Origin of the sequence: Fibrella arboris, from assembly GCF_041321095.1 — a bacterium.
Classification (GTDB): domain Bacteria; phylum Bacteroidota; class Bacteroidia; order Cytophagales; family Spirosomataceae; genus Fibrella; species Fibrella arboris.
The window spans coordinates 223,180-246,707 of the sequence record NZ_JBGGWE010000008.1 but is presented as its reverse complement, the minus strand read 5'-3'; the positions used below and the strand labels follow the sequence as shown (position 1 = coordinate 246,707).

Here is a 23,528-nt window from a genome sequence, read left to right as displayed (position 1 = left end):
TAGGAAAAACAAAAGGCCCCGCATACAGAAACAGGGGCGTTTCCAGGCAGGGTAAAAACAGAACAAAAGTGAAAGGCAAAAATAAACGGCCGACGACGAAAAAAGGTCAGGACGTTCGGGAAAGCCTGAGCGAGCAAGCCGCTTTTACTCCGACAGGAAATGCCTGAACCAGTGGCCCGACTGCTTTATGATCCGGTGTTGGGTGCGGTGGTCAACGTGAACGAGGCCAAAGCGGGGCCGGTACCCTTCTGCCCACTCGAAATTATCGAGCAGCGTCCAGACAAAGTAGCCAGCCAGATCCACGCCATCAGTCATTGCCCGACGTACCTGTTGCAGGCATTGCACATGGTAAGCCGTACGAGCGGTGTCGATCACCTGCCCGTCTTCGATCTGATCGAAAAAAGCCGCGCCGCTTTCGGCAACGATCCAGCGATGCGGACCGTCGTAGAGACTGAACTGCCGCAGAATGTGCAACATGCTGTCAGGATGAACCTCCCAGCCCATTTCAGTGATCGCCTCTACCTGCCGACGGTTGGGCGACACATCGCGTCCCCAGAGATACGGCACCAGCAGCGAATGCTCGACTACCACGCGGAAATAATGCTGAAGGCCAAGCAGGTCAAAATCAAAGGCCAGTCGTTCCCGGTCACCGGGCCTGGCGAATCGCTTCTCGATCGCTTTCAGAAAAGGAAGCTCCTGCACCGGGTAACCCAGACCAAGCGTGGGTTCAATAAACAGTCGATTCAGCAACGCGTTGGCCCGTTGGGCCGCCTGCACATCCCGTTTCAGGGGGCTGATCGGCTCAACGGGCGAACATGAAAAGGTGGTCCCGATAACTGCACCAGGTACGTGCTCCCGGATGATTCGCCCGCCGTCGGCCTGCGCCAGGGCAGCGTGGTGAATCACCGCCGGTATACTCGTGAAACTACGCCGGCCGGGGGCGTGCATGCCAACCAGGTACCCCAGAATGGTGAACGCCGAGGGCTCGTTGAGCACAAACCAGTGTTTTACTTTATGGCCAAATGTGCGTACGATCAATCTGACATACTCGGCAAACCAGGTGAGCACTTCCCGATTTATCCAACCGCCCCGGTCTTCGAGCGCCTGGGGCAAATCCCAGTGAAACAGCGTGATCCAGGGTGTCTGGCCCTGCCGGATACACTCGTCGATCACCTGCTCGTAGAAGGCAATGCCTGCTTCATTCACCCGGCCTGTCCCCTGCGGCAACACCCTCGACCAGGCGATGGAGAACCGAAAGGCGCTGAAGCCCATTTCTTTGTTCAGCGCAATATCGGTAGCGTACCGGTAGTAAAAATCGCAGGCCATCAGCGCATTCTCCCCTGTTTTGATGGCGCCCCGCTTTTGCGAAAACGTATCCCAGACAGAAGCGCCCCGCCCATCGGCCAATGTAGCGCCCTCGATTTGAAACGCCGCAGTGGCCGTTCCCCAGACAAAATCAGGCCCAAAATCGGCTCGGTGCAACAGTGAAGTCAACGGAAAAAAGAGATCAAGTAGCTGCAAGTTGGTCACCAATACCGAGAAGGTTTCGACAGACCAGGTTAATAAACTGTTAAGCTGAGTTTAGGCTGCCCCAAACAGGCGCATGAAAATGGGAACGTACCCGGCGTAATGCTGCATTATAGCACCAGAGAATCATTTTTCCCCGCTCTCTGACGGGCATCCGTCAACCGAATCTTGTCGTGTTGTTTATCAGGCCGAGACGGCTTATCTATGCACTGGCAGTACCTGCGGACGGGCTGCTGAAAGTAAGCGTTCACGTATGAAAGAAATAAAAGCAATTATTGACGCGTATGACCAGCTCGACCGGCAAACGACACAGGCGGCCTTAGCCACTGTGGTGCGGGTTGAAGGCTCGTCTTACCGCCGAACCGGCGCCCGAATGCTGGTGATGAGCACTGGCCTCTGGATTGGCGGGATCAGTGGCGGATGCCTGGAAGGCGATGCCCTGAAACGTGCCCGCTTTGCCATTGCCAATGCGTCCTCGTCGAAAATAACGTACGATACAACCACCGACGATGAACACCAGATCGGTGTTGGCCTTGGCTGCAACGGCATCATCGATGTGCTTTTCACGCCCCTCGATTTCTCCGATCCGAACAATTCCGTTGAAGTTTTGAAAACCTGCATGAACGAACGCCGCCAAACGCACATCCTGATCACGATCACCGGACTAGCCGGTAACTGGCCAACTCTTCGGGAGGGAGACGTTATTCGCTATACCGACGCGGACAGTCTGGCTGTGCTCCGGGACCCCGACATGCAGCAACAGTTAAACGACCGGATTCAGGCACGACTCGCCAAAGGCGTATCGGCTCCGTACAGGGTTGAGGGGCAGCCGGGTCAGGCGCTGGATGCGTTCATTGAAATCCTGTCGCCCGAAATTCACCTGGTTCTGTGGGGGCATCAGTACGATGTATACCCGCTCACGCGCCTGGTGCACGAGCTGGGCTGGCGCGTAACGATAGTCGCTAATGCGCTGAAGGTGAACCGGAAGATCGCTGATCTGGTCACCGCCATTGTTCCGCCCGAGAGGTTTTCCGAAATCCTTTTCGACGACCATACCGCTGTTGTGCTGATGTCGCACGATTACAAAACGGACAAGCACAATCTGCCGCTGGTCCTGGCCACCAAAGCGCCATACATTGGTATGCTGGGGCCACGGGTACGTTCCGAGAAAATATGGGCCGAGCTGGCCGATGAAGGGCTATCTATTTCCGAAACGGATTTTTCGCGTATCCATGCACCCGTCGGGCTGGATATCGGTGCCGTATCGCCCGAAGAAATAGCCCTCTCGCTGGCGGCCGAAATCAGGGCTTCCTTCTCCGACCGTGATGGCACGTACCTGCGCCTTCGCAAAAGCACGATCCACGAACGGGAAGCGTCCTGACCAGCTCATTACCAGGGCAGATCAGGACGCTTCCCGTAGCGGACATAAAAACTATTTTCCTGCTTTGGCTAGCCCGCAAGCCAGCCAAACCAGGAAAATACTCCTTTCAACGCGCACGCGACGCCTTCACCGCTGCTCCCTGGTAGCTGATCTTGAATAGTGTGCCGTTCAGGTCGTCGGTCACATATAACGAACCGTCTGGTCCCTGCGCCAGTCCGCAGGGGCGATGCTGCACTGGTCCTGTGGGTTTGACCAGATCGGTACCCGCAAAATTATCGGCAAAGATCTCCCAGGGGCCAGATGGCTTTCCGTTTTTGAACGGAACAAACCCGACCAGATACCCTTTGTGCAGCGATTGCGACTGGCCATGAAACGCAATGAAGGCTCCGTTCCGATAACGCTCCGGGAAGGTCGTTCCGGTGTAGAATAGCAGCCCGTTGGGGCCCATGTGGGCCGGGAAAGCCGCCAGCGGGTCAATGGTCTGGGCGGTGCCTGTTTTTTTACCATCGCCGCCGTACTCGGGAGCCAGGATTTTCTTTTTCTGGATGTGATCGTAATATACGTAAGGCCACCCAGCGTCATCGCCCCGATGAAGTTCATACATCGTCTCGGCGGGTAGCTCGGCACTTTGCTGCGGCGTGTAATACTGCGGATAGAAATCATCGAAACTACCCCGGCCATGCTGCATCACAAACAGTGAATTGGTCTTTCCATTCCAGTCGAGCCCCACTACGTTTTTCAGGCCGGTAGCAAACCGCACACCGCTCGAAAAGGGCTGGTCGGGCACATTGCTTTTGAACTGCCAGATACCGGCAGCCGAGTCGAGCAACGGGCAGGGCATCATACCTTTGCCAGTACCCACTACCCGGCACCGGTCATTATCCGACGCTATATTCACGTAGATATTACCCTGATTATCAACCGCAATTGACTTCGATTTGTCGCGCTCTTTCTCGCGCAGGCCAGTCACCAGCTTTTCGGGCTGGTTGGGGCTGATCACCTCCTGCTTCTCGTTGAGCTTATACCGAAAAATGCTGTTGTTGGACGACGTGTACAGATAACCATCCCGAATAAAAATGCCGGTGCCGGGGTAGTCACCAAAGCCGGTTCGCTCGTCGATCAGGCCATCGTTATTGGTATCCCGTAGCCGATAGATCCCCTTCCCGTCTTTTAGCTGGCCGAGCTTTACGTAGATATCGCCGGTTTGGCTGACCACTACGTGCCGGGCGGCACCCAGTTCTTCGGCCACAATGGCTGCCTTGAATCCGGCCGGTAGTTTTATATCCGTAGGGTTAATTGATCGTACGCCCATACGTACCGTTTTAGCCGGTGGCCGATGCGTTGCCACCATTTCCGAACCGGTCAGCACCAGCGTGGCCGTCAGCAGCGCAGTAAACGAACCTAAAATAGCCTTCATGAATTGAGATGATCGGTTTTACAGGATTTATCCTGCTCAACAAAGGCGGCAACCAGACCCTGGCTACCCATTCCACGCGCCAGGCCATCCTGTACCTGCTCATTGAGGCGGGCCATTCATTCGCGTAAATGCCATGCGTAGCTCCTCCGGCGAAGCTTTCGTCATGGCGTCGCTGAACCCGAAGGTCAATTCTGTTTTGCCCGCCGCCAGCTGATCGAAGATTGCCTTGATGAATTGGCTGACGGGTGGCGCCTGGTCGTGCAGCCCCTTGCCGCCCAGATCTGTATTCAGCGCAGGCGGGATGATTTCAATGACCTCAATGCCATGAGCGGCCACCATTGCCCGCAACGACAGGGTGAAGGAATGAACGAACGCTTTGGTGGCCGAATAAACGGGCACTTTTACGAGCGGAACAAATGCCAGCCCCGATGTTACGTTCAGGATTGTCTTGAGGGCAGGTAGCTTCATCAGTAGCGATGTCAGGTGGAGCGGCGCTTCCACGTTCACCTGTAGCTCCTGTTGCGCCCGCTCGAAAAAATTGGCGTCCGAGATTGCCATCCATTGTTGTATGCCCGCGTTGTTTACCAGCACAGTCAGGTCGCTGTGCTCATCAGCCATCCACTGACACAGCGCCTCCCGTTCCGACGCTATGGCCAGGTCACAGACGCGGGTAATTACCGACGGAAAACGCTGCGCCACCTCGTTCAAGACCTCTTCCCGCCGTCCGCAGATAATGACCGTATTGTTTTCCTGGATAAACCGTTCGGTCAGGCCCAGGCCAATGCCTGACGCGCCACCTGTGATCAGAATTTTATGGTTGGTCAGCTTCATTACCGATGTTCGTTTTGGTTCCTGCAAAGGTGGCGGTGAACGGGGTATAGCTGTTCCCTTTTACTAAGTGAACGGGTATAAACTCACAGCGCCACGCCAGGTACGTTGCCCAACTCGCTTCTTTCGCTAAACCTATCAGCTGATCAAGCCGTTAACCAGGTGTAAAAGACCGGTCCATTGAGCAAACTTGTTTCTTTTCTGGCCCTGTTCCGGCCGGCGTTCGCCAATCTGAAAACCAACGACCCTATCCGTATGGCCGGGGCCACTGCTTTTTTTGCTTTTTTTGCCCTGCCGCCCATAGTCATCATTGTCAGCCAGGTGGTAAGCCTGTTGTTCAACGATTATGAGCCGGCCGTGAGCAGTCGGCTGTTCCGGCACCTGGCCGATCTGTTCGGGCCTCGGGGCGCCCGGCAATTGCAGGATATTTCCCGGCACCTTCAACCCCAGAAAACCGACGGCTGGCTCATGATCGTCAACCTGTTCATTCTGCTCATCGCCTCGACAACGCTGTTTGAGGTTATCAAAAATTCGTTGAACCAACTGTGGAATGTGAAAGTGAAAGCCGGCGCACCACGTGGCCGGTTTGTTCGGAACCGGGTCAGTGCACTAGCCATCATTGTTGCGTCCGGTCTGCTCTTCACGGCTTCCTTAACCAGCAGTCGGCTACTTACACCGGCGGCCAGTTCCAACGTGGGCACAACGTACCTGCTGTTCATTGAACTAACCCGGCAGCTGATCTCGGTGGGTACGTTGACGGGCTGGTTTATACTCCTGTTTAAATTTTTACCCGATATTCAGATCAGCTGGCGGGCCATTGGGGTGGGGGCGTTTGTTACGGCCTTGCTGTTCTCACTGGGCGAGGAACTACTGGCAGTGCTGTTGACCGACCAGCAGATGCAGGAAGTGCACGGCCGATCAGGGTCTATCACACTGGTGCTGCTGCTGGTTTTTTACTGCTCGCTCATTTTTTACTTTGGCGCTTCCTTCACCCGGCAATATGCGCTCTGGGCTGAACTCGACGCCGTGCCGACCAGCAACGCCGTTGGTTATCAGATCACCGAAGTGGAGAGACCTTCGCCCAGCTGAGCGGACTGGCTCCTTGGAGTAGGGTACACGGATCAGGCGGGTTAACTGGCCGGACGCAGCGGGTTGGCTTAAAACGGCTCTCACACGGGAGCAGCACGGGAGCAGCGTGACGCCTGTTAAAATCAACAATCTGAGACAATCCATCTACTCCCCTTCATCTATGTACGCCACATTCCGGGCGAGTACCCTATTTTTGCCCGTTATCAACTGATTTTCTATGCTGACTGTCGCTGACGCCGACCAACTTCTTGCCGATCATGGCCTGACGCTCTCTACCGAAACGGTGCCATTTACCGAGGCATGTGGTCGAGTGCTTGTCGAAACGATCCTGGCCGACCGCGACTTTCCGCCCTTCGACCGGGTGGCAATGGATGGTATCGCCCTCCGGTTCGATTCCCTGACGAGTGGCCAGAAAACGTACCCGATACTGGCTATTCAGCGGGCGGGAGAACCGGTGCAGCCTCTCTCCGACCCTAAAGGTTGTATTGAGGTAATGACGGGTTCCATACTTCCTGCTGGCGCCGACACGGTGATCCGGTACGAAGATCTGTCGATCACGGATGGCATGGCCACGTTGACTGTTCCAGGCGACATGACGCGGGGCCAGCATGTGCATAAACAGGGCACCGATCAACGCACCTTCGACGTGCTGTTACCAGCGGGCACCCTGCTTCGACCGGTTGAGCTGGCCGTGGTCGCGTCGGTAGGCCAGACTTCCATCGCGGTGTTGCAACGGCCTCGGGTGGCCGTGATTTCAACCGGCGACGAACTGGTCGACACGCACCAGACGCCCCTGCCCCACCAGATTCGGCAGTCGAACGCGTATATGTTGCAGGCCGCCCTCCGGGAGATGGGCCTTGACGCATCGGTGCATAAATTCCCCGACGATGTGGCCACAATTACGGCCGGGCTCTCGACCCTGCTGGCAACCCATAATGTGCTGGTGATGACCGGTGGCGTGTCGGCTGGCAAAGCAGATTTCGTTCCCGACGTGTTGGGTGCCCTGGGCATCCGCTGTCATTTTCACAAGGTAGAGCAGCGGCCCGGTCGTCCACTCTGGTTTGGTAGCAGCGATGACCACCAGCGCATTGTCTTCGCGTTACCGGGAAATCCAGTGTCGACCACGATGTGTTTCTACCGCTACGTACGGCCCTACCTGCAAACGGCGATGGGCTTTCCGCTCGACCCGCCCCTCTACGTGGAACTGGCCCAATCGGTCACGTTTAAACCAGCGCTTACCTATTTTATCCCTGCCGGTCTGGAAGCAACCCAAGACGGCCTTTTACTGGCACACCCGCTTCCGGGAAGTGGTTCTGGTGATTTCACAAACCTGACCAATGCCGACGCGTTCCTGGAACTTCCTGCCCACAGCACCGACTTTCCCGCCGGTACAATGGCGCTGGCCTGGCCAATCGGGTAACTGGGCCTGCAAGCTGCGAATTGGTGAATTAAGCGATCGGAATTACTATCAGGCCACCGCTTCTGCCACGGCAACCCTTCCATGAAAACACAGTCAACTCTTTTCCTCGGAATAGGTATCCTGTTCCTGTCATTCCTGACCGCCTGCCAGCCCAACAGCGGGTCGGGCCAGTCTGGTGAAGCTGCAGCAGTTTACAAAAACCTGGCGGCCAAACGCATCAACCTGCCCAATGGCTGGTCGCTCACGCCGCCCGGCAACAGCCTCGACCTCGACGACCTGCCGTTGACGATGGTCGTTTCAGCGTCAAAAAAGTTGATGGCCATCACCAACAACGGGCAGAGCACCCAGAGCATTACGCTCGTTGACGTGAACACCCGGAAAATCGTGGATACCGCCCGGGTTGGCAAAGCATATGTTGGGCTGGCTTTCAGCGACGACGAGACAACGCTCTACGCGTCGGGAGGAAACGACAACAAGATTCTGACGTACCGTATTGACAATCAGCAGCTTGTTTCCGACGAGCCAATTTTGCTGGGGAAACCCTGGCCCGTAAAGATTTCACCTACAGGCCTGTGTGTCGACAGTTCGAAAGATCGCCTTTACGTAGTTACCAAAGAAGATAGTTCGCTCTATGTCGCCGATACCAAAAATCGACGGGTGGTTCGCAGAATTACTATTGGGTCGGCGGCCTACACCTGCCTACTGTCGCCCAGCAGGAATGAATTGTACGTATCGCTCTGGGGTGGCTCAGGTGTAGCGATCATCGATGTAAACACGCTGCAGATCGTGGCGAAGGTAGCGACCAACAAAAACCCCAACGATTTACTGCTCACCCACGATGGCAAGTACTTATTCGTTGCCAATGGTAACGATAATACGGTGGCATTGATCGACGTGGCGCGTCGGCAGGTAATCGAAACCCTCACGGCTTCGCTCTTCCCCGATGCACCGGTGGGCACCACGCCCAATGGCCTCGCCCTGAGTGACGATGAGAACACGCTGTACATCGCCAATGCCGACAACAACTGCCTGGCCGTCTTCGACGTGTCGCGCATGGGGCATAGCCTCTCCAGCGGGTTTATTCCAACGGGCTGGTACCCAACGGCCGTCAAGGTGATTGGGTCCACGTTGTTCGTTACCAACGGAAAAGGGTTTTCATCGAAGGCCAACCCCAAAGGGCCTAATCCGGTCAGAACACGCACCCCGCAGCAGGTTGGCCCCAATCCACAGGCCAACCCAGGGCCGGTGCAATACATCGCCGGCCTGTTCAAAGGCACCCTGTCGATGATTGACGTACCGGAACCAGACATACTGGCGGCTTACTCCCGACTCGTTTACGCCAATACGCCCTACACCAAGCGCAAGGAGCTACAAACCGAAGGCGAAACGGGTAACCCGATTCCCATGCGGGTGGGCGGCCCGCGATCGCCGATCAAATATGTATTTTATATCATCAAAGAAAACCGGACGTACGACCAGATTCTGGGCGATATGACGGAAGGCAATGGCGACGCGTCGCTCTGTCTCTTCCCCCAGAAAGTGACGCCAAATCAGCACGCGCTGGCAAAGGAATTCGTTCTGCTCGATAATTTCTACGTCGATGCGGAGGTCAGCGCCGACGGGCACAACTGGTCGTCAGCCGCCTACGCGAACGACTATGTGGAGAAGACCTGGGTCACCAGCTATGGCGGCCGGGGGGGCACCTACGATTATGAAGGGCAGAAAGAAATTGCCCATCCCCGCGATGGCTTTATCTGGGACCATTGCCAACGGGCGGGCCTTTCGTACCGGAGCTACGGCTGGTTTGCCGATGATGAAAAGCCAAACATACAGACGCTCGACAACCATTTCTGCCCGACCTTTAAAGGCTATAACCTGGGCTATATGGACACCAAGCGGGAGGCCGCCTGGGAAGCCGATTTCGACGCGCTGGTGGCTGCCGGGAACGTACCCAGGTTCAACACGGTCCGGTTTGGCAATGACCACACGTCGGGGGCCAGAATTGGTTTACCGACGCCCGACGCTGCTGTAGCCGACAACGATCTGGCTGTCGGTAAATTTGTAGAGCATCTCTCGAAAAGCCCGATCTGGAAAGAATCCGTTGTTTTTATTCTGGAAGATGATGCCCAAAATGGCCCCGACCACGTAGATGCACACCGGTCTATCGCTTTCGTCGCGGGTGGGTATGTAAAGCGTGGCTTCGTCGATCACACGATGTATTCTACCTCCGGTATGCTGCGAACCATCGAGCTGATCCTGGGACTGAAACCCATGAGTCAGTACGACGCCGCCGCGACACCAATGTGGCGTTGCTTCGACAAAAAAGCGAATCCGGCTTCGTATACGGCCCGTGCAGCCGGCATTGATCTGAATCAGAAAAACGTAGCGATAAACACAAACTCAAAACGCTCGTCGCTGTTCAATCTCACCCGTCCCGATGAGATCGATGACCTGATTTTCAGTGAAATCGTTTGGCAGACCGTTCGCGGTCAGCACAGCGTCATGCCCGCCCCCCGCCGGGGCGCTTTCGTGAAAGCAGGTAAGATCGACGAGGAGGAAGACGACGACTAGTTTGGATCGGGTCATCGAGCTCAGGCTGGGTATAGCCGTCCTGAACCCGCCATCACCCACTCGCTTGGTTCCCCAAACTACTCTTTAAATAACACCCTTCCCCTTTTTCGCGTTACTACGGAAGGGATTCTTCACTCACTCTACGCACTTCGTGAAACGATTTTTGGTAACAACTGGTCTGGTTATTCTGGCTCTCGTGCTGTTGGTCGCTGGCTTTGTCACGGTCATCGCAACAACATCCTGGGGCCAGAGCTTTGTGACGCAGCAGGTCAACAGCTACCTGGGCAAAAAAATCAAATCGCCCTTTCGTATCGGTCGAATCAGCTACCATATCCCCGACTGGATTGAACTGGAGGATGTATTTTTCAAAACGCCCCAGGGCGACACGCTGCTGCTTGGCAAACGAATGCGCGTCGATGTCGATATGATGGCGTTGTTACAGAATAAAATCACACTGAACCAGATCGAACTTGAGCAGGTCAGCATACACGTAACCCGCACATTACCAGACACTTCATTTAATTTTAATTACATCCTCGACGCCTTCAATACGGCGCAACCCGATACGGCCAGCCTGGCCACGAAAATTGCCCCGCCGCCCGACACCACCGCTACACCGCTCGACATCAGCCTGTCGGGTGTGACGCTGCGCAAGACCCTCATCCGCTACGAAGACGATGTAGCCGGGGCGAATGTTAATGCCTACGTAGACAGCCTGCGCGTCAACTTCAATGAGGTGAACGTGGCCCGATCCCGCTACCTTATTGGCAACGTTTCGGCCGATGGACTGAGCGTGAAGAGTCGGATCTACAACGGTATTCCTACGCCATCCACCCCGTCGAAACCGGGCGATACCCTGACGCTGGGCCTGGGCAACTGGCAAATGACGCGCGCCTTATGGGACGTCCGCGTTGAAACTGCCGACTTTGCCACAACCGGAAAGGTGGACAAACTGGCCATGGAGAGCGATTATTTTCACCTCAATGGCGAAAAAATTGGTATCCGGTCACTGGCGATGGCCAACGCCGACATTACGGCCAGCCTGCTGAAGCCGCAACGTACCCAGCAAGCGGGCCGATCGCCCGATGCGGTGGCGGCTATTCAGCAGACCGATCCGGCTGTCAAAGCGACGGTCAAGGCGCAGGAACAGGCCGAAGCCGCACAGTCGGCAGGCTGGACTGCCCGCGTCGGTTCGGTAAAATTTTCCAACAACCGCATCCGGTTCAATGATGAAACGCAGCCCCGGCAGCCACGCGGGCTCGACTACGGGCACCTTGACCTAACCCAACTCGGCATTGAAGGGCGGAATTTGCTCTACAGTCCGGATCGTATTTCGGGGCAGATCCGGCAAGGTAAGTTCAGGGATAAAAGCGGGTTCGTACTGCAACATTTCGACGTCGACCTGCTTTACGGTGAAAAAGCAACCCTGCTCACCAACCTCTTCATCCGTACACCCAGTACCCTGCTGCGCGACCGACTCGAACTTCGGTATGACTCACTTGGCCAGCTGACCCGGGCAACGGAAGGAAAAAACCTGAATCGGGTGAAGGTGGTGCTGAACCTGCGGCAGAGTAAGCTGGCCTTTGCCGATATGCTGCAGCTGGCCCCTTTCCTGGCCGACACCCCTCCCCTGGCAGGCAACCGGAACGAGGTCGTGCGGGCTGACGCCCAGCTACGCGGCACACTCGCCGACCTACGCATTCCCAAAGCGGAATTCGCTATGTTCTCAGGAACGGTGCTGAAAGCCAGTGGCCGGCTTACGAATGTGACCACCCCCGATCGGCTCGGTCTGGACTTGACCCTCAACGAGGCCAGAACCAACCGCGCCGACATTCGTAAACTGGTGCCCCCAGGTACGTTGCCCGACTCGTTGGCGCTGGCACCGCAGCTTACGCTGACCGGAAAAATTCGCGGCACGCTCAACAACCTGGCTACCAACGCCAAACTGGCCACCAATTGGGGAACTGCTTCGTTCGACGGAACACTCCGTAACTTCTACGCGGGCACCAATCAGGCGTATGCCGGCAAGGCCGTGCTGACGAAGTTCGAAGCGGGCAAGTGGCTGATGAATCCGGCCCAGTTTGGTACGATCACCGCCCAGGCTGCCGTAAACGGGCGTGGTATTGACCCGGCCACCATGCAGACGAATTTCAGGGCGGTGGTTACCGAAGCTGGCCTCAATGGGTATTCCTACAAAAATGCCGACGTCAATGGCTCGCTCGTCAATGGGGTACTGACGCTGCAGGGCGGGATCAATGACCCCAATGTGCGGCTGAATCTGGATACGAAGGTGAACCTGAAAACAACGTACCCCGCCATTGCCGGTGACATCAACATCCAGGAGCTTAACCTTGATAAGTTGAAACTCTATGCCGATCCGCTGTCGATAAAAGGGAACATCAGGCTGGCCATGACCTCGACCGATCCGGCCAGGCCCGCGGGTACCGTCTATGCCAATGATGCGGTGGTTCAGCTAAAAGGCAAAACGTACCCAATCGATACCTTGTATCTGAAGGCCGGTACACAGGCGCCTAACCGCAAAACCCTGATTCTGGGGCTTCCTTTTGGCCAGCTTGCGTTGAGCGGCCAGTTTGAATATACCCAGTTGTATGATATTGTGGCCAGCGAAATCGGGAAGTATCTCAAACTTCCTGGTCTGGCCTACAAGGCCGTGCAACCGCCGTATAGCTTCTATATAAACGGCCAGGTACGTCAACACCCGCTCCTACAGGCTTTTGTTCCCGCCCTTCGTAAGCTGGAGCCCGTTTCACTCGACGCTTACCTGGACAATTCCCGGGATACAACCTTCGCCGCCACCATCAAAACTGGCCTGGTCGACTACGATACGATTGTCGTCAACGGGTCGTCGCTGGGGTTACTGGCCTACAATAACCAACTGAGTGTGGCCGGTCAGGTGAATTCGCTGCAAACCAACAGCCTGAAAATAGGCCTGACGCAACTTAGCGGATCAGCCGCCAATAACCGGTTCTCGTTCTCAGTCGTCAACAAAGATTCGGTGAATAAAGACCGGTATGGGCTGGCCGGACTGGTTTCGCTCATGGGAGATAGCTACCGGCTCCAGGTTGGTCAGCGTGGCCTGCTGACCAATTACCGCACCTGGACATCCGACACGACGGGTTACCTGCAATACGGTCCCAACGGCGTACTGGCGCAGAACTTCCTGCTCAGACAAGGTTCGCAGACGATTAGTGTCAATAGTGTAAATCCTGTGCCAAACGGCCCACTTCGGGTTGAAGCCAGAAACGTAAGCTTGAGCGACCTGTCGAGTCTGGCCAATCAGGATACCACGCTGGTCGGGGGAACGTTGAATAGCACTGTTGTGGTGCGCGACTACCTGTCGCCGCCTAACGGTACGCCGTTATCGTTTACGGGTAACCTGAAAGTAGACAGCCTGCAGGTCATGCAAAAACCAATCGGGACACTGACCGGCGATTTTGCCAATGCATCGGGTGGGCGGATTGGCGTGAACGTGACGCTGTTGAGCGCCACCAACGACGCCAAAGTGTCGGGCTATTATGACCCGACCAATCCAAAAGAACAGCTCGATTTTTACCTGAAACTAAATAAACTCGACGCCAAAACGATTGAGGCCTTCAGTTTTGGTGAACTGCGCCGGGCGAAAGGTCAACTCCGCGGTGAAACCGACATCCAGGGGAGTACCAGCAACCCCCGGCTCAATGGTGGCATCTCGTTCGACTCGGTCGCCTTCAATATCAAGCAGCTGAACGCCACGTACCGCATTGACCAGGAACGGATTCGACTGTCGGGCCAGACGCTGACGTTTACTGATTTCAACCTGCGCGACACACTGGGCCGGACACTGACCACCGACGGGAAGGTTGAGCTGAGCAATATTCCTGATGTGTCGTATGATCTGCGGGTGCGGGCTCAGAACTTCCTGGCGCTGAACGCCGCCCGTAAAGACAACGACTTCTTTTACGGCAAAGCGGCCATCTCGGCTAACCTTCACATTGTGGGCAAGGGCGGAACACCCGCCGTAACTGGTAGTGTGAAACTGGAAGATGGCAGTCAGGTCACCACCGTCTTACCCAGTGATGAGGCCAGTCTGAACGATGCACGCCAATCGGTAACGTTCATCAACCACAACGATACGCTGGCGCTCAGCAAATACCTGCGCCCCCGACCCGATACGGTTCTGGCTCCGCTTCAGTTCGATCAGTTGAATAACTCAACGATCAACCTGACGCTCGAAGCCGACGACAAATCGGAGATCACGATTATTGTTGATGAACTGAACGGAGATAATCTGAAGGCGCGCGGTAATGCCAACCTCGCCGTGAGCGTATCACCAAGCGGCCAGGTGTCGGTGCTGGGTCGGTATGAAGTAACAGAAGGTCGCTATTCACTGACGTATCAGGTGTTGCAGCGCGAATTTGAGTTACAGAAGGGTGGGTACATCAATTTCACCGGCGACCCGCTGAAAGCCGATCTGAACCTGACGGCGATCTATGAGGCCCGAACCACATCGGACGCGCTTATTTCCAGCGAAAGCACCAACGCTACCCAACCCACCACCAAGGTCAATCTGCCCTACAACGTGGCCCTGACCCTGAGCGGAAATCTGGCCGCCCCAACCATTACGTTTGATATCATTGCCCCCCGCGAAACACTTTCGCGCCTGGGCAGTGCCTCTGATCTGGTGTCGCAAAAGCTGGCCAGCCTGCGCGAAGACCAGAATCAGTTGAACAAACAGGTATTCGGCCTGCTTATCCTGGGCAACTTTATTGCCGAAACGTCGGGCAATTCTTCCTCTGAATTCAACGTGGGCAACACGGCAGAAGGACTGGCCCGAAGCAGTGTGAGCAAGATCATCAGCCAGCAATTACAGCAATTTGCGTCGGGTCTGATCAAAGGCGTTGACCTCGATGTGGGCCTGAACTCGCGGAGCGGTACGGCCGAAACGGGCGGTACCGCTGGCTCGAACCGTACCGACCTGAACATCGGCCTTTCGCGCAGCTTTCTACAGGGTCGGCTAACCGTGTCGGTGGGTAAAAACTTCCTGGTCGATGGCTCGCAGGACGTGAAAGCAGCCCAGAATAACAACGCCGTTTTCGATAACCTCAATTTAAACTACAACCTCACACGGGATGGCCGATATGCCCTGCGTGCCTACCGGCGTAGCAACACGGAACGAACCATTCTGGAAGGATTTGTTATCGAAACAGGCGTTGGCTTCGTTATCACCGTTGATTTTAATACGCTGGCCGAACTGGTTCGGAGACGTAAAGAAGAGGAAATAGAGTAAGCAGGAGGGCTCAGTCGAAGGTTTTGCGCTGTGTGGCTGTCGCGAAGGCGGCCGACGCAAGGCCCTTCGCGGCAATACGCTAAACTGCCAATAAGTAGTACCCATTGATTAATGAAAAGAACTCAACCATACTGGCTTGTCGCCTTACTGACCTGCCTACTGCTCTATAGCTGCAACGTAGCCAAACACCTGCCTGCTGGCGAGAAGCTTTACGTTGGTGCTGACTTTGTATTGAACACCGATTCGACTATCTCGAAAGCGGAGAAGAGCCGCCTGACCGATCAGTTGACCGCGCTGGCCCGGCCTCGTCCCAACAAACGGCTGTTTGGTTTTCCCTATAAAGTGGGGCTGTATTACTTTATTGGTGAGCCTAAAAAAGAAAAAGGCTTTCGGGCAGGGTTGCGGCGGCGCTTCGGTGAAGCCCCCGTGCTGGCCAGCGCCCGCGGCCTGACGGCCAACAGCGAGTTGATGACCAATGTGCTGGAGAATGAGGGGTACTTCCGGTCGCAGGTAGCGGGTGAATTTGTTGATGTGAATAGCTACCAGACCAAAGCCCGCTACACGGCCCAGGTGCCGCAGCGTTACCTGATCGACTCGGTATCGTTTATTGGCGATTCGACCCTGGTTGCCAAAGCGATGTTCAACGCCTCGCCCCGATCGCTGCTGAAGGCCGGTGATCCCTTTGTGCTCGACGTCATCAACACAGAAAAGCAACGCATTGCCGATGCTCTGAAACAACGCGGCTTTTACTATTTTCTGCCCGAGTACGTGGCTATGCTGACCGATACAGCCGCCGGAAATCACAAAGTGCGCTTCTACGTGGCCATAAAGCCCGATATTCCGGCAGCGGCCAAGGTTCCGTACTTTATTCGGAACGTCTATATCTACCCCAACTACACGCTACGCACGGCCCGCCGGGACACCAACCTGACCGAGGCTTATCAGCCGCCGGTGACCAACCCGGCCGACACAGGACTATCGTTACGGCGTTTTTACATTGTCGATTCGGCACGGGTATTTAAACCGCAGTTGTTCAATGACGTGATTAGCCTTCGTCCGGGCAGACGGTACAACAGCCGGGCGCAGGATTTGTCGCTGTCACGACTGGTGAATCTGGGTACGTTCAAATACGTGCGTAACCGCTTTGAACCGGTTGGCCGCTACGGGCGCGATTCGGCCCTGTTCGACGTCAACTATTACCTGACGCCCCTCCCCCGCAAATCAGTCCGGCTCGAACTGTCGGGAAACTCTCGCTCGAATAACCTCGCAGGTACGTTGCTGACACTCAGTTTTATCGGGCGCAACTTTCTTGGGCGGGCCGAGCAGCTGACCGTTAACGCCACGGCCGGTATTGATCTGCAGGTGGGCGCGGCCGGGCGGGGCGTAACGAACTATCGATACGGTACCGATGCTACGCTGAGTTTTCCCCGGCTGGTGTCGCCCTTTCCCATCCGATATGATCGACGGCAGATCTTACCCAAAACGAATATCAGTGTAGGGTATGAATTATTACAGCGCGATTCACTCTATAACCTGAGTTCTGTTCGGGCGTCGTTTGGTTATGCCTTCCGCACCAGCAATCGGGTAGAGCATTCCATTTCACTCTTCAACGTCAACTACGTTCATAGCTTCAACTTCGGCCCTAAATTCTACGACGCCCTGAGTAACCCCGAAACATCAGGCCCGTTTGTCCGACTGATTCAGGATCAACTTATTCTCAGTACCATTTATACGCTCAATATCACGTCGTTACCGAATTCAGCCCGTAAATACAGCAACCGTTGGACGCTGAATATTGAACCATCGGGTAACCTCGCCGGGCTGTTAGTCAAAACGGATAGCCTGGGTTACAAATCAATTTTTGATGTTCCCTTTGCTCAGTTCGTCCGGGTCGACCTGGATACACGGCATTATTTTCAACTTACTAAATCACTGGTTTGGGCGAACCGATTCTTTGGTGGTGTGGGTATCCCCTACGGTAATATCAACGAAATGCCTTTTGTCAGGCAATATTTCGTGGGGGGGGCCAACAGCGTACGTGCTTTTCGTCCCCGTGCTGTTGGGCCTGGTATTTATTCAAATACGGGTGGCACGGTGCTTTTCCAGGATGGTGGTGGCGACGTAAAGCTCGAAGCCAATACAGAATTACGGGCTAAACTGGGGTCTATTTTCCAACTGGCTGCTTTCATTGATGCGGGTAACGTCTGGTCCTACACCGATGAAACCGTTTATGGCCCGGGGTCGCAGTTTAACAAAGACTTCCTGAAGCAATTAGCGATTGGGGGCGGTATCGGCCTGCGCATCGATTTGTCGTATTTCCTGATCCGGGCTGATCTGGCCACGCCCTTTCAAAAACCGTATCTACCTGAGGGACAGCGCTGGGTGCTGAATCAAATTAATTTTGGTAGCCGTGACTGGCGGCGAGAAAATCTATTATTGAACATCGCCGTCGGCTATCCATTCTGATTTGTGAGTATACTTGTGTAAGCAATTGCATTAAGTATAACCACCGGTCATGAAAGTTAGTGGGTTTACGATTATTCGAAATGCGGAAAGGTACGGATATCCTATTCTGGAAGCCATTCAGTCAGTGTTGCCACTTTGCGACGAATTTGTTGTAGCTGTTGGCAGGTCAACCGATAATACCATTGGCCTGATCGAAGGCATTGGTTCCCCAAAAATTCGTATCGTCCACACTGTCTGGAATGATGACTTGCGGGAAGGAGGCCGGGTATTAGCCGAAGAAACAGACAAAGCACTTGCCGCTGTTTCTGCTGATACCGATTGGGCTTTTTATATTCAGGGCGATGAAGTGTTGCACGAACAGTACCTCGATACGGTGAAAGCGGCTATGCAGGAAAACCTGAATGACCTATCGGTGGAAGGGCTTCTTTTCAAGTATACGCATTTTTACGGTTCGTTCAGGTACGTTGGTGATTCTCGCCGATGGTACCGACGTGAGATCCGTGTCATTCGGCACACCGGCCATGTGGCTTCATACAGAGACGCACAGGGGTTCCGAAAGAAAGACAACACTAAGCTGCAGGTGAAGCTAATCGATGCCTACATCTATCACTACGGATGGGTGAAACCGATTGAGCTGCAACGGGCAAAATTCGGCTACTTCTACCGTTTCTGGCATAGTGAAGAAGCCATGCAGCGTGTTGCCGATCAGGCCAGACAGTTCAGCTATGAACAGCACATCGACTCCCTGGCCGAGTTCTCAGGCACTCACCCAGCCGTCATGCTCCCCCGTATTAGCGCAACCAATCTGTCATTTACATTCGACACTCGTAAACGTCGTTATTCGCCCCGTGTACACATCTTAACGGCAATCGAGAAAATAACAGGCTGGCGCATCGGTGAGTACAAAAACTACCACCTAAGGAGATAGGCAAAATCGCTGTTTTCACCTTCTGCCCTAGGCAGAAGGTGACATATTCAGGTCAATAAATACAAAAATCCCCGGTCAATCATGGCCGGGGATTTTTGTATGCAGGTATGTTGCTGGTTAGTTCATGCCGTGGTTCATCACCGGCACCGTGATGGTTGTGGCTCCCCAGGCAATCGACAGGCTTTTGTTCGTTGGCGTAATGGTCAGCTTTTCTACCGGTGTTTTGTTGGTTACGACCGGCGCTTTCACTTCCAGTATGTTCTTATCTACGTGCTTATCGTAGTCATAAGCGCCCCATTGCCCCAGCACGGTGTTCAGGATCACCGACCATTCTTTTTCATTTGGTATGGTCACCAGCGTGTATTTACCCGCCTTTACCATTTTTCCACCAAACATCACGTCATTTTTGAAGGTGATCTCGGTGGCCGCATCAGCCCCTGTCCGCCAGGGCTTACCGTACTTTTCGAGCGATGTAACACCTTCCTGGGCAAACAAAACCCGGCCTCGCATGGAAGGCTGGCCGTACTCGATCTTAATATTCTTATCCGGACTCTCGGCCGTTATGTGTGGGCTTTTGGCGTTCTGAGCAAAGCCCATCGTGACGGTCAGCGCCAGCAGGAGTGTCATGAATAGCGAAACGGTCTGTTTCATGATTGTAATGAATTTGGTTAGTGAGTTCACAGTAAAACGTAAACAAGATCCGTACCAATATGGTTTTGGACGATTACTCCCCACGAATCCTACTTTTTCTTACTTTTACCTAACAGTATGCATGCATACTACATCTGTTTTCAGTTGGCTGTTTTCCGTTTTCTGTTGTGCTGCGAGACGTAGCTTACTGAAAGCGAAGCAACTGAAAACAGCCAACTGAACACTGTAAACTCTTTTTTATGTCTGTCTATTTCAGCAAACGTAATGTACAGTTCCTGCTCCATGAAGTATTTCGTGCCGAGGAACTGACGAAGTACCCTTTCTTTTCGGCGCACGACCGGGGTACGTTCGATATGGCAATAGATTCAGCCACCCAGATCGCCGACACACTCATGTATCCGTTTGTCCGTGAGGTCGACCGTAATCAGCCCGAGCTAAAAAATGGTCAGGTAACGGTCCACCCCCGCATCAAAGATTTCATCATGGCGATGGGCGACGCAGGGCTGATCGGCGCGGGATTTTCGTTCGAAAAAGGCGGGCAACAGCTACCTGAACTTATCAATTCGAGCATTGGCTTCATTCTGATGGCCGCCAACAACGGCATGATGTACGTCGGGCTGACGGCTGGTGCCGCGAATCTCATTGCCACCTTTGGCACCGACGACCTGTCTGACGAATACGTGCCCAATATGCTGTCGGGCAAATGGCAGGGCACCATGGCCCTTACCGAGCCACAGGCTGGTTCATCGCTATCCGACGTGATGACTTCCGCCACCCCACAACCCGATGGAACCTACAAGATCAAAGGCCAAAAGGTGTTTATCTCGGCGGGTGACCACGATGCAGCCGAAAACATTATTCACCTGATGCTGGCCCGGATCGATGGCGCTCCCAAAGGCACCAAAGGCATTTCGTTGTTCGTGGTCCCCAAATACCGCGCTACCGCCAACGGCCCGGCCGACAATGACGTCACGTCTACGGGAGTGTACCATAAACTTGGGCAACGGGGCGTACCGGCCATGCACCTGACGATGGGCGAGCGCGACGACTGTGTGGGTTACCTCGTTGGCGAACCACACCAGGGCTTGCCCTACATGTTCCAGATGATGAACGAAGCCCGTATCGGGGTGGGTATGACAGCGGCGGGCATTGCCACGGCGGCCTACTATGCGGCGCTCCAATACGCCCGTGAGCGGCCACAAAGCCGTCGGCTAAACGAAAAAAATGCCCTGGACACGCCACAGACGCCCATCATCAACCACCCCGACGTGCGGCGGATGCTCTTGTTCCAGAAGGCCGTAACGGAAGGTTCGCTTTCGCTGCTTCTCGAGTCGGCCCGGCTGTTTGATATTGCTCATTCGGCAGAGGGCGAGGAAAAGGAACAGGCGCACCTGCTGCTCGAAATCCTGATGCCGATGGCCAAGACGTACCCCTCCGAAATGGGTGTACAGTCGGTCAGCCAGAGCGTGCAGACATTTGGCGGGTACGGCTTCACGGAAGACTTCCCCGTTGAGCAGCTTTACCGCGATATTCGCATCACGCCCATTTATGAGGGCACGACGGGCATTCAGGCGCAGGATCTACTGGGTCGGAAGATGACGATGAAAGGGGGGAAAGCGGCTCAGTTGCTGATGCAGGAGATTGGCAAAACCATTGCCGACGCCGCCACCCATGACGAACTGAAACCATATGCCGGCCTGATGAAAGCCGAATTAGTCCGAATTCAGGAGGTGTTTCAGGCGCTCATGCCGCATGCCGGAGCGGGTGACTACGAACGGTATCTGAGCGACGCCACCCTATTTTTGGAGCAGATGGGTATTGTGGTCATTGCCTGGCAGTGGCTGAAGCAAAGTATTGTCGCCAAACAAGCCATACTCACGCAGAGCCCTCAGGGCGACGAGCTGGCTTTTTACGAAGGTAAACTGCACACCATGAAGTTTTTCTTCCATTACGAAGTCCCCAAAACCCTCGGCCTTGCCGCCCGGCTCAAAGACACTGAGGTACTAACGATCGTTAGTGCCAAAGAGCTGGCGCTGTAAGCTCTGTTTACTGTCTTCTGTTGCGCTGCTAATCAGCGGAACAACAGAAGACAGTAGACTATTTTAAAACTACAGTCCCCGCAGTGCCGGCCAACGCCAGTCCAACTTCATCGGCGTGGCAGATGATCACGCGTTTCACACCGGCATCGAGTGCAGCGAAGGCATTATCCAGTTTGGGGATCATGCCTGTATTGATGGTACCCGCCGCTTTGTGTTCAGCATAGACGGCCGACGTCAACTGGCTGATCACGCTGTTATCATCGTCGGGGTTTGCGAGCACTCCTTTTTTCTCAAAGCAGTACACTAGTGTCACCTCGTTATGGCGAACCATGTCCACGGCCAATGCCTGCGCCATGGTATCGGCGTTGGTGTTCAGCAACGTACCTAGCACAGGGTCGAACGAAAGCGGGGCAAAAACGGGCACCAGGCCCTGGCTGGTGAATGACTGTAATCGACCGGAGTCGATTTCCTGGATATCGCCTACAAACCCGTAGTCGATCGCGGCTACGGGCCGTTTCGTTGCCTTTACCAGACCGGCATCGGCCCCCGTAAGGCCCAGCGCGTTGATGCCGAGCACCTGTAGCTGGGCCACAATCTGCTTGTTGACCAGCCCGCCATAGACCATCATCACCACATCGAGCATCGGCTGGTCGGTAATGCGCCGTCCCTCCACCATTGTAGTGGGTACGTCCAGTTTTTCGGCCACCTGTGTGGCAATCTTGCCGCCGCCGTGCACCAGCACTTTATCGCCAGGAAGCGTTGAAAAAGAGGTCAGAAAACGAGTGAGTGCCGCAGAGTTGTCTATTACGTTGCCGCCGATTTTCAGTATGGTTACAGCGTTCATTTTTTATTCTTTTTTGAACACAGAGAAACAGAGGATTCACAGAGTAAACAGAATTTACCTTTAACTCCCAACAAACTCTGTTGTCTCTGTGAATCCTCTGTTTCTCTGTGTTGGAAAAATTAAAGTCCCAGCAGTATTTCCCTCAAAACCGCCTGGGCCGACCATTCCCGATTGGCCGCCTGCTCAATCACCAGTGATTGCGGACTATCCAGCACTTCGTCGGCGACTTTAAGGTTGCGGCGCACGGGCAGACAGTGCATGAATTTACCGTTAGCAGTGAGCTGCATCTTTTCCATCGTTACAGCCCACGACGGGTCAGCAGTCAGCATCTGTCCGTAGTGGGTATACGATGACCAGTTTTTGCCGTAGATGAAGTCGGCACCGGCAAAGGCTTCTTCCTGATCGTAGATGACCGGCGCATTCCCGACAAATTCGGGGGCCAGTTCATAGCCTTTAGGGTGTGTCACCACGAAATCGATATGGCCGGCAGCGGCACGGGGGTTCATCCATTCACAGAACGAATTGGCCACTGCCTGAGGCAATGGCTTGATGTGCGGCAGCCAGGTCAGCACGACCTTCGGGCGAGGCTTCGTTTTCGCTTCTTCGATCGTGATACAGTCGGCCAGCGATTGCAGTGGGTGCCGCGTGGCCGACTCCAGGTTAACGATCGGCACACCAGCGTATCTGGCAAACTGGGTCATGACCTGTTCTTTATAATCGGCTTCCCGGTCGGTTAAACCGGCAAAGGCCCGAACAGCCAGGATGTCGCAGTAACGCCCCATCACGGCAGCAGCTTCCCGAACGTGTTCGGCTTTATCAGCATTCATGAATACCCCATCTTCCATTTCCAGCCCCCAGCTATCGGCCCCTACATTCAGGGTCATCACGTTCAGCCCGAGGTTACGAGCCGCCTTTTCGGTGCTCAGCCGGGTACGTAAACTTGAATTGAAAAACAGCAGCCCAATGGTTTTATGATGGCCAAGCTGTTCATCGGCGAAGGGATTGGCTTTGGCGTCGCGGCCAGACTGTATAAGCGCGTCAAGATCCGTGACGTCGGCTAGTGAGATGAATTGGTGCATA

At 54.8% G+C, this 23,528-nt stretch carries 14 protein-coding genes; 8 read left to right on the top strand and 6 right to left on the bottom strand.

Annotated features, from left to right (window positions below):
* Positions 1-144: 144 nt before the first annotated feature.
* The gene (locus ACAW75_RS16095) at positions 145-1,494 is read right to left on the bottom strand and encodes a GH1 family beta-glucosidase (RefSeq protein ID WP_370729757.1); all 1,350 of its coding nucleotides are present in this window, start codon (positions 1,492-1,494) and stop codon (positions 145-147) included.
* Between the two features lie 286 nt (positions 1,495-1,780).
* Here ACAW75_RS16095 and ACAW75_RS16090 point away from each other — a divergent pair, with 286 nt between their 5' ends.
* On the top strand, positions 1,781-2,908 hold the full coding sequence (locus tag ACAW75_RS16090) for an XdhC family protein (RefSeq protein ID WP_370729756.1): 1,128 nt from the start codon (positions 1,781-1,783) through the stop codon (positions 2,906-2,908).
* A 106-nt stretch (positions 2,909-3,014) separates the two neighbouring features.
* Here the strand turns inward: ACAW75_RS16090 and ACAW75_RS16085 are convergent, their stop codons facing one another.
* Both ACAW75_RS16085 and ACAW75_RS16080 read right to left on the bottom strand, forming a co-directional pair.
* Entirely contained in the window at positions 3,015-4,325 is a 1,311-nt protein-coding gene (locus ACAW75_RS16085; RefSeq protein ID WP_370729755.1) for a PQQ-dependent sugar dehydrogenase, read from the bottom strand.
* 99 nt (positions 4,326-4,424) lie between these two features.
* Positions 4,425-5,156: an SDR family oxidoreductase gene (locus ACAW75_RS16080; RefSeq protein WP_370729754.1), complete on the bottom strand. Its 732-nt coding sequence runs from the start codon at positions 5,154-5,156 to the stop codon at positions 4,425-4,427.
* A gap of 177 nt (positions 5,157-5,333) precedes the next feature.
* Between ACAW75_RS16080 and ACAW75_RS16075 the strand changes: the two genes are divergently transcribed.
* From ACAW75_RS16075 to ACAW75_RS16050, 6 genes are all read left to right on the top strand, one after another.
* Positions 5,334-6,242 carry a YihY/virulence factor BrkB family protein gene (locus ACAW75_RS16075; RefSeq protein ID WP_370729753.1) on the top strand — a complete coding sequence of 303 codons (909 nt, stop codon included), beginning with the start codon at positions 5,334-5,336 and terminating at the stop codon, positions 6,240-6,242.
* Positions 6,243-6,459: 217 nt separating this feature from the next.
* The gene (locus ACAW75_RS16070; RefSeq protein WP_370729752.1) at positions 6,460-7,662 is read left to right on the top strand and encodes a molybdopterin molybdotransferase MoeA; all 1,203 of its coding nucleotides are present in this window, start codon (positions 6,460-6,462) and stop codon (positions 7,660-7,662) included.
* 81 nt (positions 7,663-7,743) lie between these two features.
* Complete coding sequence (locus ACAW75_RS16065; protein WP_370729751.1) at positions 7,744-10,233, top strand: SMP-30/gluconolactonase/LRE family protein; 2,490 nt, start codon at positions 7,744-7,746, stop codon at positions 10,231-10,233.
* Between the two features lie 151 nt (positions 10,234-10,384).
* The gene (locus tag ACAW75_RS16060; RefSeq protein WP_370729750.1) at positions 10,385-15,520 is read left to right on the top strand and encodes a translocation/assembly module TamB domain-containing protein; all 5,136 of its coding nucleotides are present in this window, start codon (positions 10,385-10,387) and stop codon (positions 15,518-15,520) included.
* A gap of 111 nt (positions 15,521-15,631) precedes the next feature.
* Entirely contained in the window at positions 15,632-17,986 is a 2,355-nt protein-coding gene (gene tamL, locus ACAW75_RS16055) for a translocation and assembly module lipoprotein TamL (protein ID WP_370729749.1), read from the top strand.
* A gap of 49 nt (positions 17,987-18,035) precedes the next feature.
* A complete protein-coding gene (locus tag ACAW75_RS16050; protein ID WP_370729748.1) occupies positions 18,036-18,914 on the top strand; it encodes a glycosyltransferase family protein in 879 nt (292 codons plus the stop codon).
* Between the two features lie 117 nt (positions 18,915-19,031).
* Here ACAW75_RS16050 and ACAW75_RS16045 read toward each other — a convergent pair whose 3' ends face one another.
* Entirely contained in the window at positions 19,032-19,565 is a 534-nt protein-coding gene (locus tag ACAW75_RS16045; protein ID WP_370729747.1) for a DUF2911 domain-containing protein, read from the bottom strand.
* 239 nt (positions 19,566-19,804) lie between these two features.
* On the opposite strand from ACAW75_RS16045, the gene ACAW75_RS16040 reads away from it, so the two are divergent.
* On the top strand, positions 19,805-21,604 hold the full coding sequence (locus ACAW75_RS16040) for an acyl-CoA dehydrogenase (RefSeq protein WP_370729746.1): 1,800 nt from the start codon (positions 19,805-19,807) through the stop codon (positions 21,602-21,604).
* 58 nt (positions 21,605-21,662) lie between these two features.
* On the opposite strand, the gene argB is transcribed toward ACAW75_RS16040, so the two are convergent.
* On the bottom strand, positions 21,663-22,448 hold the full coding sequence (gene argB / locus ACAW75_RS16035; RefSeq protein WP_370729745.1) for an acetylglutamate kinase: 786 nt from the start codon (positions 22,446-22,448) through the stop codon (positions 21,663-21,665).
* A gap of 119 nt (positions 22,449-22,567) precedes the next feature.
* Positions 22,568-23,527 carry an N-acetylornithine carbamoyltransferase gene (locus ACAW75_RS16030; protein ID WP_370729744.1) on the bottom strand — a complete coding sequence of 320 codons (960 nt, stop codon included), beginning with the start codon at positions 23,525-23,527 and terminating at the stop codon, positions 22,568-22,570.
* Between the last annotated feature and the right edge of the window lies 1 nt (position 23,528).